Annotated in this window: 12 protein-coding genes; 2 read left to right on the top strand and 10 right to left on the bottom strand. The window is 54.9% G+C overall.

The features are described 5' to 3' along the window. Nucleotides 1-460: 460 nt before the first annotated feature. From WMW72_RS20840 to WMW72_RS20820, 5 genes are all read right to left on the bottom strand, one after another. On the bottom strand, nucleotides 461-1,060 hold the full coding sequence (locus tag WMW72_RS20840) for a response regulator (protein ID WP_341417488.1): 600 nt from the start codon (nucleotides 1,058-1,060) through the stop codon (nucleotides 461-463). After that, nucleotides 1,057-2,199: a sensor histidine kinase gene (locus WMW72_RS20835; RefSeq protein WP_341417486.1), complete on the bottom strand. Its 1,143-nt coding sequence runs from the start codon at nucleotides 2,197-2,199 to the stop codon at nucleotides 1,057-1,059. Before WMW72_RS20835 ends, WMW72_RS20840 begins: the two co-directional genes overlap by 4 nt. A 75-nt stretch (nucleotides 2,200-2,274) precedes the next feature. After that, the gene (desA, locus tag WMW72_RS20830) at nucleotides 2,275-3,330 is read right to left on the bottom strand and encodes a Delta(5) desaturase DesA (protein WP_341417484.1); all 1,056 of its coding nucleotides are present in this window, start codon (nucleotides 3,328-3,330) and stop codon (nucleotides 2,275-2,277) included. Between the two features lie 238 nt (nucleotides 3,331-3,568). Next, nucleotides 3,569-4,006, bottom strand: a complete 438-nt coding sequence (locus WMW72_RS20825; RefSeq protein WP_341417483.1) for an acetyltransferase — start codon at nucleotides 4,004-4,006, stop codon at nucleotides 3,569-3,571. Nucleotides 4,007-4,217: 211 nt separating this feature from the next. Then, nucleotides 4,218-5,177, bottom strand: coding sequence for a D-2-hydroxyacid dehydrogenase family protein (locus WMW72_RS20820; protein ID WP_341417482.1), 960 nt, complete (start codon nucleotides 5,175-5,177; stop codon nucleotides 4,218-4,220). Nucleotides 5,178-5,334: 157 nt separating this feature from the next. Between WMW72_RS20820 and WMW72_RS20815 the strand changes: the two genes are divergently transcribed. After that, complete coding sequence (locus tag WMW72_RS20815; RefSeq protein WP_341417481.1) at nucleotides 5,335-6,186, top strand: YitT family protein; 852 nt, start codon at nucleotides 5,335-5,337, stop codon at nucleotides 6,184-6,186. 6 nt (nucleotides 6,187-6,192) lie between these two features. Here WMW72_RS20815 and WMW72_RS20810 read toward each other — a convergent pair whose 3' ends face one another. The 4 genes from WMW72_RS20810 to WMW72_RS20795 form a co-directional block, all read right to left on the bottom strand. Continuing rightward, entirely contained in the window at nucleotides 6,193-8,778 is a 2,586-nt protein-coding gene (locus tag WMW72_RS20810) for a metallophosphoesterase (protein WP_341417480.1), read from the bottom strand. Nucleotides 8,779-8,782: 4 nt separating this feature from the next. Next, nucleotides 8,783-10,048 carry a class I SAM-dependent methyltransferase gene (locus WMW72_RS20805; RefSeq protein WP_341417479.1) on the bottom strand — a complete coding sequence of 422 codons (1,266 nt, stop codon included), beginning with the start codon at nucleotides 10,046-10,048 and terminating at the stop codon, nucleotides 8,783-8,785. 460 nt (nucleotides 10,049-10,508) lie between these two features. After that, nucleotides 10,509-11,267, bottom strand: a complete 759-nt coding sequence (locus WMW72_RS20800) for an NAD-dependent protein deacylase (RefSeq protein WP_341417478.1) — start codon at nucleotides 11,265-11,267, stop codon at nucleotides 10,509-10,511. Nucleotides 11,268-11,423: 156 nt separating this feature from the next. Further along, a complete protein-coding gene (locus WMW72_RS20795; protein ID WP_341417477.1) occupies nucleotides 11,424-11,624 on the bottom strand; it encodes a sporulation protein Cse60 in 201 nt (66 codons plus the stop codon). Between the two features lie 256 nt (nucleotides 11,625-11,880). On the opposite strand from WMW72_RS20795, the gene WMW72_RS20790 reads away from it, so the two are divergent. Then, nucleotides 11,881-13,752, top strand: coding sequence for an SLC13 family permease (locus WMW72_RS20790; protein WP_341417476.1), 1,872 nt, complete (start codon nucleotides 11,881-11,883; stop codon nucleotides 13,750-13,752). A gap of 59 nt (nucleotides 13,753-13,811) precedes the next feature. On the opposite strand, the gene WMW72_RS20785 is transcribed toward WMW72_RS20790, so the two are convergent. After that, nucleotides 13,812-14,831, bottom strand: a complete 1,020-nt coding sequence (locus WMW72_RS20785) for an HD domain-containing phosphohydrolase (RefSeq protein WP_341417475.1) — start codon at nucleotides 14,829-14,831, stop codon at nucleotides 13,812-13,814. Nucleotides 14,832-14,887: the final 56 nt, after the last annotated feature.

Below are 14,887 nucleotides of genomic sequence, written 5' to 3'. Positions count from 1 at the left end.
TCCGTCAGAAGTGGCGGTTCCTGTGTAGAAAATACTGTTCGTGAAGTAAATCCTCCCACAGAAGCCGTTCCACGGCCTGCAGTTGCTGATCTACATTCCGCGTCTCGCTTCATTAATGAATAAAACAAATCAGCTCAAAAGCGAATAAAAAAATGAACAATTTGGAAGAGTTGCTTATCGTAAGAGAGCAACCAACCTTAAAGTTAGTTCCCTTGTAAATGTAAGTTATCTTGTTATTATTTCAATTCAAACTGGGTATGTAATTATGAATTGGCGAATGATAAATATCTAAAATCAACGAAGAGCTCTATGGATTCGCTATAAGTCATTAAACTCTAACAGATTCATCTGACAGACACTCCTCTGGCGTCTCTTCCCTTCATGCACAAAAAACCAGAGCATCCGCTCCGGTCCAAGATCATCCGCTCATGGTCTTAGCCACCAGCTAAGACTGCTACCCTCACTTAAACCAGCCCTTCTCCTTAAACGTGACAATCGCCTCGATCCGGTTGCTCACGCCAAGCTTATCCAGAATCGTGGAAATGTAATTGCGCACGGTGCCGGTCGTCAGATACAGCTCGCTGGCGATCTCCTTGGTGTTCTTGCCGTCCGCGATCATCACGAGTACTTCTTTCTCCCGCTCCGTGAGCGGACTCTCCTCCGCATATACGCCGTCGACCAACTCGGGGGCATAAATCCGGCGTCCCGCCATGATGCTGCGAATCGAGTCGGCCAGTTCTTCGCTGGGGCTGTCCTTGAGCAGATAGCCATTGGCTCCGGCGCGGACGGCACGTTCGAAATATCCGGGGCGGGCGAAGGTCGTCAGAATCATCACCTTACAGCCAAAGCCCTTCAATTCCTCTGCCGCGTCCAGTCCGCTTTTGCCCGGCATCTCAATATCCATGATGACGATATCCGGCCGTTCCTGATGCACCAGCCGAACCGCTTCCTCACCATTGCTGGCGCGGCCCACAACCTTCATATCCTCTTCCAAATCGAGCAGGGAAGCCAAAGCGCCGAGCAGCATCCGCTGGTCTTCCGCGATGACGATTCGAATCATTTCCCCTCCTCCTTTTCCACTGGTCTGAAGACGTTCGGTACTTTCATAACCAAGGTCATGCCCGGTTCGCTGACGATGTCCAGACTGCCGTTAACGAACTCCAGCCGCTCCTTCATCCCCCGCAGGCCGTTCCCGCGGAAGCAAGTGGTTTCATTCACTACGCCGCTGCCGTTATCCTGCACCCGAACGACGAGCTCCGTCGGAGCTGGCTCAATCGCGATCGTACAAGCGGTTGCTCCGCTATGCTTGACGACGTTGGTGACAGCTTCCTTCAGGCACATACTAAGGACATTCTCCGTCATCAGCGAGGTCGCGGTCAGCTTGGGATCACCCTTCAGCTCAAAGTCGATCTGCGCCGCCCGGCAAATTTGCTCGATCCGGAACATCTCGTCCTCCAGCTTGGTGCCGCGCATCTGCGTGACCATCTCCCGGACTTCCTTCAGGGCGCTCCGGGCCGTCTGCCGCACCTCATCAATTTCGGTCTGAGCCCGCTCGGGGTTCATCGTGATCAGCTTGCCGGCGAGATCGCTCTTGAGTCCGATCAGAGACAGCTTCTGTCCAAGCGTGTCATGCAGATCCCGGGCAATCCGCTGCCGTTCCTCCAGCTTAACCAGCTCGGAGATCCGCTTGTTCGCATCCTCCAGCTGCACCTGCAGCTTATCCCGCTTGTTGCGGTTATACGTGGTGACAGGCAGTAGAATGACCGCGATCAGGCTGACGACCACAAATGGCAGCTGGGTAATAAACACCGGATTCGCCTTCTGTGTGATAAAACCGAAATTGACGGCCACAATAGTCGTAACCAGATGAATCGAATACAAGGTAAAGAAACCGGCCTTATGCTGAATATTGCCGATGAAGAAGGCCAGAAACAATGAGAAGTACACATACCCGAAGAGCAGGGTCATCAGGATCGAGATGACCACCTGCAATCCGGTCCAAAAGTACATAAGCCATCCCTTCGACAGAAAGGACAGCAGATAGCACCCGAAAAATAAGAGAATCATGATAATTCCGCTCGCAACCTCATAGGTCGAGGAGGAGCGGAAGATAAAGTAAAACGGAAGGATATAGAATACGACCCATACATACGGGCTCAATCCGGTGCTGCGGTGAAAGATCTGATACCATTTTTGCATGGTGGCCCACCTTTTAGGAGACGACGCTGATTGTACTTGTAGTTTACCATACAATCGCAGCAGGGAGCTATTCACCTATTCACCTTGCAGTCCCGGCTTGGTCAGCTTCAGCCCGTCGACGACGGCATCTACTCGGCCCTTAGCCCGCCGTACATCACGGAATCCCACAAACCGCTTGCCCTGTTCGTCCCACAGGTGGAACCGGAGCGACTTCAAGCTGGTACGGAGCGTAATCGTGGTTGCCATCTGCAGCGGCGGCGTCGCCTCATGAGCCTTCTCCAGGTTGTAATTCGGAACCTTGGGGCTCAGATGATGCACATGATGGAAGCCGATATTGCCCGTGATCCACTGCAGCAGCTTGGGAAGCTTGTAGTACGAGCTGCCTTCCACCGCGGCTTGGACGTAGCTCCATTCCTCTTCATTTTCGAAGTAGGAGTCCTCGAACTGGTGTTGTACATAAAACAGCCAGATCCCGAGTAAGCCTGACACGAACACGATCGGGAGCTGTACCATCAGAAACGCCTGCCAGCCGATCGCCCAGATCAGCAGCGAGTATACGCCGACAAGCAGCACGTTAGTCAAGTAATTGCCGAGGCGCTCTTTGCGGCGTGCGCCCTTGCGGTTGAAGCGGTATTGAAAGACGAATACGAAAATCGGACCCAGTCCGAACATTACGATAGGATTGCGATAAATGCGGTAAGCCAGGCGGCGCCAGAAGGAAGAGGCCACATATTCATCCACGGTCAAAATCCAGATGTCACCTACCCCGCGCTTGTCGAGGTTGCTGCTGGTGGCATGATGGATCGAGTGAGCATTTTTCCATTGTTCATACGGACATAAGGTCATGACACCCGTTATCGTACCCAGAATATCATTAGCCAGCCGGTTGCGGAAAAAGGACTGATGGCAGCAGTCATGGAAAATAATAAAGGTCCGAATCACGAACCCGGCCGTGACCACAGCGATCGGAAGCGTTAACCAATAGGATACGGATAAGCTGAGATAGGCTCCATACCAGAGCAGCACCAGCGGAACGATGGTGTTGATAAGCTGACGGATGCTCGCCTTCGTATCGGTCTTCTCATAGGGAGCAACGGTCTTCTTCAATTGAGCTATGCTGGGTTGATGCATCTGCGGGGCTTCCTCCTCTGATGGACGCGCGGCCATGCCGGTCAACCCGGTCGATGAACGCAGTTTTTCTGTTATCTCTAGTATAGAGAAACCCTCCGCATCTCTGAAGTCATAAACGTCATAGAGGGGAGTATGACAAGTGTCATGTCCGCTTCGCCAAAGCTGCCTGTCAAGCGAAAAAAAGCCCTCGGGCTTCAGGCCCGGGGCTGATTCGAACTCTTCATGGAAAAAATTGGTGTTAGCTAAGTGCCAGATGAAGCAGCGGGAACGGCTTACCCGAGCCGTCGAGCTCGGAACGGCCGGTTTGCACGAAGCCAAGCCGGAGGTAGAAGGCATGCGCCCCTTCATTCTGCTCGTTCACATCGACCGTGATCGCCGGTCCCTTCAACTGAACAGCGTGCTCCATCAGCCGTCTGCCGGTTCCCTGACCGTGACGGTCCGGATCGACAAACAGCATCTCCACCTTGGTGCCGTCCAGCCCAATGAAACCGACCGGTACGCCTGCCTCGTCGAGAGCCGTCCACAGCTCCACAGCCGTCAGCGCCTCGTCGCGCACCATAGTATGAAAGAACTCAATGTCTTCTTCCGTCAGAAAAGTATGTGTAGCGCGCACCGCGCGCAGCCAGATATCCACGAGCTGCTCGTGATCCTCTTTTCGGTAAGAAACAATCGTCATGATGCTTTCTCCTTTCTAACCTATACAACAAACTTAGACACAACCTCTGTACAGGCTCCACTCTCCATTATAATCCAAGCTTCATCAAGGTTCCACAGAGCTACCCGAGGCTCGAACATGGGCAACTCCCATCAGGCAGCGCTCTGCGGTGCCTCGCGAAGAGAGGGGATACTAAGTTCAAGCTGAAGGCCCTATCTCTCTCATGATAAGCTTAGCCCAGTTGACGAATCGGAGCGCCGGACAAATACGCCTGGATATCCTCCACCGCCTCCTGGAAATAAATGCGGTAATTGCCTTCCGTCACATACCCGGTATGAGGGGTAGCCAATACCTGAGGCAGAGTTCTCAGCACGTGCGACTCGGGCAGAGGCTCCAGCTCGAAGACGTCCAATCCGGCTCCTGCGATGCCGCCTGATTCCAAGGCCCGAACGAGGGCCTCTTGATCGACAATTGCCGCACGCGACGTATTGATCAGATAAGCGCTAGGCTTCATCCGCGCCAACTCCGCTTCGCCGATCAAGCCCCGGGTACGCTCGCTCAGCACGAGATGGATCGAAACGAAGTCGCTGACTGCGAGCAGCTCCTCCTTGGATGCCGCAAGCTGGGCTCCGGAGGCTTCCGCTTGCTCGCGGGTCAGGTTCTGGCTCCAAGCGATCGTCTTCATCCCGAACGCTTGTCCGATCCGCGCCATGCGGCTGCCGATCTTGCCCAGCCCGAGTAAGCCCAGCGTGCTGCCAGCGAGGTCCGTACCGATTGTCGATTGCCAAGGCCCATTCTGCCGCAGCGACACATTCTCCGGCATAATATGCCGCGCCAGCCCCAGAATCAGCGCCCAGGTGAGCTCAACCGGCGGCTCTGGCCGGCTGCCTGTCCCGCAGACGACGATCCCCCGCGCCTTGGCAGCAGCAAGATCAATGGAAGCGTTGCGCATCCCCGAGGTGATCAGCAGCTTCAGCTTATCCAGCCGGTTGATGAGCGATGCCGGGAACGGCGTCCGCTCCCGCATGATAACGACAATCTCACAATCCCCAATCGCTTGGATCAGTGCTTCCTGCTGCTCGATATGGTGATGAAATGCTCGCACCTCCACTTGATCTGCCAGCACGGACCAATCCGCCAGCCGCAGAGCCGCATCTTGGTAATCGTCCAGAATTGCACATTGTATACGCATAGCTTTTTCCTCCCAAGGTTTGGATGTCTGAAGCTCAGCCTGCCTATTCCTCCCTTAATCTTACCACAATCTGTCAAACCCTCGTCACGAACAACGCGAGCCTTCCGCTCCAACCTATGCTACTATGGATGAAGAAAGGAAAGGAGGAACCCGTTCTATGAACCATCGTCCCGGTTCTAAGCTGCAATGGCTGCCCGTCGGCGCCATTCTCATCGGTGTGCTGCTCGTTTCTATCGGTCTGGAGATGTTCCTGACCCCCCATAAGATCATCCCCGGCGGCGTTAAGGGAATCGCTATTCTGCTGTCCCATGTCACCGAGATGAAGATGGGACTCTTCCTATTGTTCATCAATCTGCCATTCGTGCTTTTCAATAAAAGGAAGCCGGTACAAATGCTCTCGGCCCTCATCTCCCTGATCGTCATCACAGCGCTCGCCATCTTCATGCATCCGTTCCCCCCACTACTCGAAAATCCCCTTCCCGCAGCGTTATGCGGCGGACTGACGCTCGGCGTCGGGCTCGGACTGATCATCCGCTACGGGTGGTACCCGGATGGACTGAATATCGTGGCCGTCTATCTGAACCGGAGGCTTCGGCTGTCCATCGGCGAGCTTGTCATGATTCTCAACCTGCTGATCCTGGCCTGCGGCGGCTTTTTATTCGGCTGGGATCAGGCCATTCACTCGGTCATCGCTTACTTCGCCGCCTTCAAGGCGATTCAGTTCACGCTGGAGTTCCGCAATAAAAAGCTGATCTGGATATCCTGCGAAGGTCCACGGGAACGGCTCGTGGAGCAGCTTCGCGCGGCATTCGGATCGGAGATTGAATTTCTGAAGCAGCACCAGGTCTCCGGTGATACTCCTTCTGATCCGCAGCTCTTCCTGGTCGTCCCAAGCCGGCATATCCAGCGGCTCAAGTCCCTCGTTCGCGAGCTGTGTCCGACCGCTCAGGTTGTCGTGTCCTATGCGACGCCGGACGCTCCGGGGGCCATGCCGGAGGGGCGGAAGTAGCCCCTCCTACAGCCTAGGGTCGATCTCCCGCTCCTTGGCTACCTCGAACAGCAGGCCGACAGCCGCTTCGCGGTAAGCGTCATGCTCCGGAGAGATGTCGCTGAGCTTTACCGCCAGCATCCGGTTGCCCAGCCGATACTCATTCATGGAGGTGCGCAGCTTGGGGCGGATATTTTTCTGCTTCAGCAGCTTCCTGTATTTATGCGGGAGACGGTAGTCGTAGCCATAAATGATGGAGAGGTATTCAGGATTGCGTACCTTCATATAAGGGACGTTGCTGCCGGATATCCGCTCCGGCTTGATCACGACGCCCTCCATCTGATTCTCAACCGTCAGCCTTGCGAAAAATTGCGCAGCCCGCTCGTAAGCATCCTCAGCGGACAGGTCGAGCAGCAGGCAGTCATCCTTCGACAGAAAGCGGTACATCTCGGAGGTCGTCCAGTTGGGTATCTGCTCCTCTCCGCTGACCAACATCATCTTCAGTACAGCGAATGGCTTAAACTCCAACTCTCCGTCACCGGCATAAATGTCCAGCTGACGCTTATACGTTTCATAAGCCTGTACATGCTCCTGAACAGGTGCATAGGTAGCCCTCAGCTCATGCACATACTTATAGTTCTGATACATACCGGCGCCATATTTGTCGCTAAGCGCTCCTTTGGGCATATGATGCTGATCCTTTTCGAAGCCGCTGGCGTCATAATCCTCGACCAGCTTGCTCCAGGCCTGCTCGAATCCATGCTGCTGCAGAAAAGCGAACTCGCTCTCCAGCGCCTGTCCAATCGGTTTGAACTGTCGTTCGATCAAGCCGTCCCCTAGCGCTTTCCAAGGCAGCAGTTCCCCGTCCAGCAGCAGAAGATGAATCCCCTGCGCCTCCATGTAAGAGCCGAACTTGCCAAGCAGCGCTTCATACACCTCGGTGAGGTCCGGCTGTTTGAGTCGATAACCGTTTCGGCTCACCGCGTAGCACTGCTCCAAGTCCCGATGCAGGTAAATATTGCAGCGGGAGCCCATGTACTTGGGCTGCAGCACCACCTGCTCTACGCCATGCTCGGCGAAATAAACCAATCCCTGGCGCAAAGACTCCAGATCGCCTGCCGCTTCGTCCTTGTCTGCCGGGGACATCGTACCGGAGATAAAGTTCACCTGGTTGCGCGAGATATATCTCAGACGGCGCACAGCCTCCTCGTCGAGATCGGCGATGCTGATCTTGCGTTCTATCTGGAACAAGATCGGCAAATCTTCGGTGACCACGCTCTGCCCTGAACGGAAGGACTTAAACATCGGCTTGTACCCGATCACCACTGAAGTCAGCTGGTTGCCGTACACGCAGCCGGTATCCAGATGAAGCTTGTTTTTCAAGCGGAAGGCTTGTTTGGCTGCAATATGCCCGAACAGGTGGAACGGGTGATTCTTGACCGCTTCCTCCTGCAGGAAGGCCAGCTGCTCCTCGATTGAGCCGTCCCGATCCAAGCGGAAGCTCCGCTGCTGGCGGACTGACTGAACATCCAGCTTGCCGATATATGTATTCCGGCATGGAGCGTGTGTGACGTAGAACGAAGGGCTTTGCTGCCCGATATATCGGTAGAAGGGCTTAGCCGACGAAACCAGTTCATTGAACTTATTCAGCAGCTCGGCATCTTGAGCAAGGACCTGGGTGGAGTCGAAGTATGATTCTAGCAACTGCCGGTCTGCCCCGGCAATCTCCCCTTGCAAATATTTGTACACAAAGTTCTCATGGTTGCCGAGCACGAACAGGAAATGCTCCCGGTTATCATATAGAAACTCAACAATCGCCCGAGTATTCTTCCCTTTATCGATCCAGTCCCCAGCCAATATCAGCTTCGTATCACGAACCTTCTCTCCCGCCACGAGCCGCCCTTCCTGCAGCTTGTAGCCATAGCTCAGCAGCAGGCCCTGCAAGGCCTCGATGCATTCATGAACGTCGCCGATAACGATGTAGCGCTGATGCTGCGGCAGAATCGTCGACAGATACGCCTCGAGATCCTTAATCTGGACCTGATAAGCCGGATTGGCCATGCCTCCCTCGGGATCGTAAAAATCCTTGGCCCGGACCCGATGCACGGCCTCGTAGCCTTCACGAGCCAGCGAGCCAAGCACTTCCTTACGCAATCGGTTGATATGGTTCGTGATCAGACGCTTGGAGCGTTCGGAGGCGTAATAGTCTTCCCGCTTCTTGTAATCGAACAGGATCACTTCCAGGTTATAGTGATTGGCCTTAGCAATCTCCCGAACCTTCGCCCGGAAGTCCTCGGATAAACCTGTTGTATCGACGACGACGAACTCCGCATTCACTGGGAAGCTCGTCGCCATCTTCAAGCGCTCGAACAGCAGATGAAACGCCTGCTCGCTCGATTCCAGCATCACTTGGTCGTACTTGTCGTAGTCGAAGCCCAGTACCTCCTGACGGATGCTGTCCGACGAGAGGACCTGCACGTTGGCCTTCAAAGACGTACCTGCAGCCTCAAATCTCAGCTGAGGAATCAGCACCTCTCGGGCAAAGGTCGTCTTGCCGCATTCCGTCGAGCCGATCAGCATGAAAATCGTATGCACCTTTGTTTGAATCTGCATAGACTTATGCCCCCTTTCTCCTCAAAATAACTCCTTGTGTCGTACGAATATGGTTGACACCCTCGCCGACCGCTACAAATTCATAATCCAGTCCGTTCTCCAGCACCGACTCCGTCAGCCACTGCTGGAACGCTCCCTCGCCCAGCTCCCACTTGTGATCATCATGCCGGAAGCCTTCCAGCTCGTAATAGCGGTTAAAGTCAGCATTCGGCGTCGTAATGATAAAGTGCTCGAAGTGAACCTGGGTGCAGATCTGGCGGATTAGCTCACGCGCTTCCTCCAGACTCATATGCTCGATCACTTCGGTCAGAATGACATCGACTTGCTCTCCGTTGTACTGTTCCAGGAAACGGTCTAGTGAAGCAAAGATCGCGATGTTGTCGATGTCCTTGGCCTGTGCCTTCCGCTGTACCGACTCTAGCAGTTCCTCGTTGATATCGACCGCGTAATAGCTGTCCTCCAGCTTGCCGGCGAAGGGAAGGGCATAGAAGCCTTCACCGCAGCCCACATCCAGAATAGACTTATTGAACGGCAGGATGCTCCCGATGTAATTTCTCCGCTGCATTCCCGTTCCCCCGAATTCAAATTGAATCTCGTACCGGTCGGTACGCTCCAACGCACCCTTGTAGGCTCGGAAGCGATCCCTTGAGGATAGAAAGTGCCGGACAAACAGGCTGCGAATATAGAACGGCGCGTCGATAATCTGAATGCTCTTGATGTATTTATCCAGCAGGCTATCCGCTACATCAAGCTCCTCTGGACCAAACATGGCCAGAAACAAACACAGAACGGAGGTGACATGAAGCAGTTGATACAGGCTGCGCTCGGTAGATATGGTCAGCGAGTAGCTTTTGTGGGCACGATGCTCCAGCTCGAACGTAAAGTCCTTCAGATGCTGGTTGAACAGCTCCACATACCGGACCCTCTCCACATGAATCATGTTGATGAAGAAGGTATGCCGGTAGCCGTCCGTATCGCGGGCATCCTGCGCCTTCAGCGGCGTCGAGAAAAACTCATTGATCGCATGAAGGGGAAAGAGCGGCGTATTGTACCGGGATACATTCAGGTATTCAAATTCCTCTTGCTCATGCTGCTTGTAAGAAATCTCATTGTCGGCATCCTTGAAATAAACGTTAAACGTCGTGTCATCCGTGTACCAGCCGTAGGCTGTGCCTTTGCGGATGGAGCGAAGCAGCATCCCGGAGCCCGGATTTTTCTTGATGATAAACGAGAGCTGCGGGTTGGTCGATTGCAGTTGAACGATAGCCATATGAACCCTCCTTCGGCATAAAAAAAGGCTACGGACTCATAGGTCCGTAGCCGGGTGATTGCCATTTCTCAAACGAACAGATTCAGTTCCCCGATAAGCAGGGCAAGCTGGTCTGAAGCCTGTAAACAGAAAACCGGTTAGGTCGATGAGTACGAATAAACGCAGGATGAAACAAATCATTCAGATTGCTATTCATCCAATCCATAGATAGATTTGTCTCTCGTTTCGCTGCGAACATAGTCATCGAACCTCCTTTTTTCATCGTGTACTGGAATCCATCATAACCCAAATGCCCACATTTTGTAAATCGTGATTTCAGCTTCGGCTCGTCGGTATATGCTAACTATCGCTCATACGGAGTCATCCGAACAGGGTGAAAGTATGGCGAAGCGGAGCTATTCGGGAAGAGACTCATCGTCCAATGTTGTCCAAACGCAGGAACATGACCTAGAACTTAGGACTATGCCTCGCCGTCCTTAGCGTCCTTGTTCGCCACCAACGCCTCCAGCACCTGTCCGATGCTGTCTCGGATCAGATACTGGGCCCGGCTGTCGAAAGGCGTCGGGGTCCGGTTGATCAGGATCAGCTTGTCCCCCCGGTACTCGGCGACGAGGCCTGCGGCGGGATTCACCGTCAGCGAGGTGCCTCCGACGATCAGCATGTCGGCGCTGCGCACAAAATCCCTTGCCCGGTACAGCAGCTCCAGATCCAGACTCTCCTCGTACAGCACGACGTCCGGCTTGATAACCCCGCCGCACTGGCGGCAGCGCGGGATGATCGACTCACTCTCGATGACAGCGGATAAGTCACAGAAGGTCCCGCAATCCAGGCAAAAGTTGCGGTGAACGGAGCCGTGCAGTTCCAGCACATGTCGGCTGCCCGCTTGCTGGTGCAGCCCGTCAATATTTTGCGTGATGACAGCCTGCAGCCGCCCTTGACGCTCCAGCTCGGCCAAAGCGAGATGGGCTTTTCCAGGTCTAGCGTCCGGGTACAGCATCTTCGACCGGTAAAATTCAAAGAAGCCCTCGGGATGCGTGCGGAAGAAGCTTCCGCTTAGCACACGCTCAGGCGGATAGCCAGTCGTGTGTCCGCCTGGACGGAACAGCCCCGTCTCTGAGCGGAAGTCCGGAATATGGCTTTCGGTGGAGACGCCTGCTCCTCCGAAGAAGACGATATTGGAGCTTTGGGCAACGATCTGCCGCAGTTCGGAAACGTCCATAGGTTTATGAGCCTCCTTCTTTCCTCCATCGTATCAAACACCAGGCCATCTTACCACGGAACCCTTGGGATGCAAGCGGATTCATAGCAAAGAGGCCAGCGTTCCCTGAACGGGGCTGACCTCTCTTGGCGACTCTAATTGGATCCATTCTAAGGACTAGGGCTCGTGCGGACCTGACGTCTTGTACACGACCAAAATAGTGCTGCGCTGATGCGCCGTGCCGGAAGCCGTCGGCTTCACGACCGAGCCGTAACACACATTGATGACCTGATCGTCTTTCAATCCGGACAGAAACTCATTGGCTTTATTCTCAGCATACGAGTTGTCCGTATCTACAAATTCCTTAACTTGAATCATGGGCTGCATCTCCTTGTCTTAGGGGTATCTGCTTGTGTGATCTCATGAATCATTGCAGAGCAAAAGGCATTCCGTGCCTTACGGAATGCCTTCGCTTGAGCTTAGATTAGCACCCCTGGAAGCAGTTGTCAAACCGTGCTTTTCCAGCTACGGCCGAATGAAGACCGCCTCCCTCAATCGTCGCACTTTGTTCACTCTCTCCTTCATTCCTCTGTGCTACTATGGAGGAAAGAACTCTACAGAGAGGAGCTCGCCCATGACGATGCCTATGATCATCACCCTCACCCTGCTGGCCACAGCGGCTATTCTGTTCATGAGCGGCAAGGTTCGCTCCGACCTGGTCGCGATCTGCGCGCTGATCCTGCTTGTCGTATTCGGCATACTTAGCCCGAGTGAAGCGCTGTCCGGCTTCGCGAGTCCTGTCGTCCTCATGATGATAGGTCTGTTTGTCGTAGGCGGAGGAATCTTCCACACCGGGCTGGCCAAGATGGCGAGCCGCCGGATGCTCAAGCTGGCGGGTACCCATGAGACCCGCCTGCTGATCACCGTGATGCTGGCTACCTCCGCCATCGGAGCCTTCGTCAGCAATACCGGCACCGTGGCCGTGATGCTGCCCATCGTGGTCAGCCTTGCCGCCGGGGCCGGGATCAGTCCGGGAAGACTACTGATGCCGCTGGCTTTCGCCAGCAGTCTCGGCGGGACGTTGACGCTGATCGGCACACCGCCCAATCTGGTGATCAGCGAGACGCTCGGCGCAGCGGGCTATCCCGAGCTGTCCTTCTTCTCGTTCACCCCGATCGGGCTCGTCTGCCTGACGATCGGCACGGTACTCACTGTGCTGCTAAGCCGGTTCCTGCTGCCCAAGGAAGCCGATGCCTCCGGCCGGACAAAGCGCCGGAGCCGCTCGCTGAACGAGTTGGCCAGCCAATATCAGCTCGGCCAGCATTTATTTCGCGTACAGGTCGGCCCAGCCTCCCTGCTGACGGGCAAGACACTCAAGGAGCTGGATATGCCTAAGCTCCATCACGTCCATATCCTTGAAATCCGGCGCCGAAGCTCCGCCAAAAATCCGTTCTTCAAGACCCTGCAGCAGGAGATCGCAGGTCCCGGTACGGTCGTCCAAGCGGAGGACATATTATATGTATACGGAGACTTCGAGCACGTGGAGCGTTTGGCCGAGTCCCAAGACCTGTCGATATTGGATCATCAAGCTGCCGAGCGATCCTCCGAGCTGCAAACCGAGCATTTCGCCTCGCATCAGATTGGCATCGCAGAGGTACTCCTCCCTCCCAATTCACGCCTGATCAACCTGCTGGTCAAGCATACCGGCTTCCGCGAGCGGTATGGGATCAATATTCTCGGCATCCAGCGCAAGGGTGAATACCTGCTGCATCAACTGAAGGAAGAACGCATCCGCTTCGGAGACGCGCTGCTGATCCAGGGAACCTGGCCGAACATCGCCCGTCTGGCACAGGAAACCTACGACGTCGTGGTCGTCGGACAACCGCTGGATACGGCGGCATCCGTGCCGATGAATCATAAGGCTCCGATAGCGGCCGGCATCATGCTGCTGATGGTCGCGATGATGATCCTCGAGCTGTTCCCCGCTGTCGTATCGGTCATGATCGCCGCCGTGCTCATGGTCGTCACCGGCTGTCTGCGCAGCATGGAGGAAGCCTACAAGACGATCAACTGGGAAAGCATCGTGCTGATCGGCGGCATGATTCCGATGTCGGCTGCCATCGAGAAGACCGGCGCTGCGGCACTGCTGTCCGAGCAGCTAGTCGCGACGCTCGGCGGATTCGGCCCGCTGGTGCTGCTGGCTGGCATTTATTTTGCAACGTCACTGCTAACCTTGTTCATCAGCAATACGGCCTGCGCCGTACTATTTGCCCCTATTGCGCTGTCGGCCGCCGTGCATCTTGGAGTGAGCCCGCTTCCCTACCTGTTCGCGGTGGCAATAGCCGCCAGCATGTGCTTCGCTGTCCCCTTCTCGACGCCGCCCAATGCGCTGGTCATGTCGGCTGGACGTTACAGCTTTATGGATTATGTCAAGGTAGGCCTGCCGCTGCAGCTAGGCATTGGGGTGGCGATGGTGGCCTTACTGCCCGTATTTTTCCCGTTTTAGCTGATCCGTATAGACGGAAGGGGAGCCCTAGTTGGCTCCCCTTCCATCGGTTATGTAAGTCAACACGAGGCTTGCGCGGTTGCAAGCAGCCCGTCCCTATCCAGGGATACGAGCGAATCCACAAGCTCGGCATCGAATTGCTTGCCCCTCTGATCGACTAGAAAGTCGATCGCTTGGGCTACGGTCCATTTCTCCTTGTAAGGACGCTTGGACACCAGCGCATCGAAGACATCAACCACGCTGACAAGCCGCGCCTCAAGTGGGATCTGCTCCCCTTTTAACCGATGGGGATAGCCGGTTCCGTCCCATTTCTCATGATGATGTAGAATAATATGCTTGGCGGTAGACAGCTCGCTCTCGAACAGCTCGTCATCCAGCTCGCGGAAAATTTTATCCACAATATCTACGCCGATCAAGGTGTGCATCTCAATAATCTTGCGCTCATAATCGGCCAGCGGGCCCGGTTTGTACAAAATTCCTTCCGGAATCGCGGACTTGCCGATGTCGTGCAAAATGCTCGAATTGACGATGTGCGTGATCTTTTCGGACGAAAGGATGAGTCCGCTTCGTTCGTTATGACGAACAAGCAGCCGCTCGGTTAGCCTCTGCACGTTGGAAAGATGCGTTTCGATGCCGGGATCGCGAATTTCGCAGGAAATCGCCAGCACCTTCAGCAGCGAGCCCTGAATCCGCCCCAATCGGCCCTCGTCGAGATAGTGCCCGCTCTCCAGCCTCTCCAGCTCTCGAAATACCCCCGCGAAGAAGCGTTCTCCCTCAATCACATAAGGCGTAATCGTGATGGAGGAATGCCACAGCTCGCCGCTTCGCTTGCTGTTTGTAAACACCCCCGACCAAGGGAGACCGTTGTGAATGGACTGCTTCATGGAGACGTAGGTGTCCGGCGGCGTGTGCGGGGTCCGCAGAATACCTGCCTTTTTCCCCAGGATATCGGCATGCGCGTAGCCCGTAATACGCTCGTAGGTCGCATTGACGGCTAAGATTCGATGATCCTGATCCGTAATAATCACGGCATCCGCCAGTGACAACAGGACCTCAAATATGCTGTTTCCGTTATTCATCGTTTCGCTCCAATATCCGTAATCTTGAACATTCTCATACTAGGAATGCTGGCAGG

It is taken from the genome of Paenibacillus filicis (assembly GCF_038070315.1).
Taxonomy (GTDB): domain Bacteria; phylum Bacillota; class Bacilli; order Paenibacillales; family NBRC-103111; genus Paenibacillus_G; species Paenibacillus_G filicis.
The sequence above is the reverse complement of the archived record's forward strand: the minus strand, read 5'-3'. Positions and strand labels throughout refer to the sequence as shown.

Coding starts and splice junctions, on each gene's coding strand:
- WMW72_RS20840 (WP_341417488.1), bottom strand. CDS start 1,060: ATGATTCGAATCGTCATCGCGGAAGACCAGCGGATGCTGCTCGGCGCT.
- WMW72_RS20835 (WP_341417486.1), bottom strand. CDS start 2,199: ATGCAAAAATGGTATCAGATCTTTCACCGCAGCACCGGATTGAGCCCG.
- desA (WP_341417484.1), bottom strand. CDS start 3,330: ATGCATCAACCCAGCATAGCTCAATTGAAGAAGACCGTTGCTCCCTAT.
- WMW72_RS20825 (WP_341417483.1), bottom strand. CDS start 4,006: ATGACGATTGTTTCTTACCGAAAAGAGGATCACGAGCAGCTCGTGGAT.
- WMW72_RS20820 (WP_341417482.1), bottom strand. CDS start 5,177: ATGCGTATACAATGTGCAATTCTGGACGATTACCAAGATGCGGCTCTG.
- WMW72_RS20815 (WP_341417481.1), top strand. CDS start 5,335: ATGAACCATCGTCCCGGTTCTAAGCTGCAATGGCTGCCCGTCGGCGCC.
- WMW72_RS20810 (WP_341417480.1), bottom strand. CDS start 8,778: ATGCAGATTCAAACAAAGGTGCATACGATTTTCATGCTGATCGGCTCG.
- WMW72_RS20805 (WP_341417479.1), bottom strand. CDS start 10,048: ATGGCTATCGTTCAACTGCAATCGACCAACCCGCAGCTCTCGTTTATC.
- WMW72_RS20800 (WP_341417478.1), bottom strand. CDS start 11,267: ATGGACGTTTCCGAACTGCGGCAGATCGTTGCCCAAAGCTCCAATATC.
- WMW72_RS20795 (WP_341417477.1), bottom strand. CDS start 11,624: ATGATTCAAGTTAAGGAATTTGTAGATACGGACAACTCGTATGCTGAG.
- WMW72_RS20790 (WP_341417476.1), top strand. CDS start 11,881: ATGACGATGCCTATGATCATCACCCTCACCCTGCTGGCCACAGCGGCT.
- WMW72_RS20785 (WP_341417475.1), bottom strand. CDS start 14,831: ATGAATAACGGAAACAGCATATTTGAGGTCCTGTTGTCACTGGCGGAT.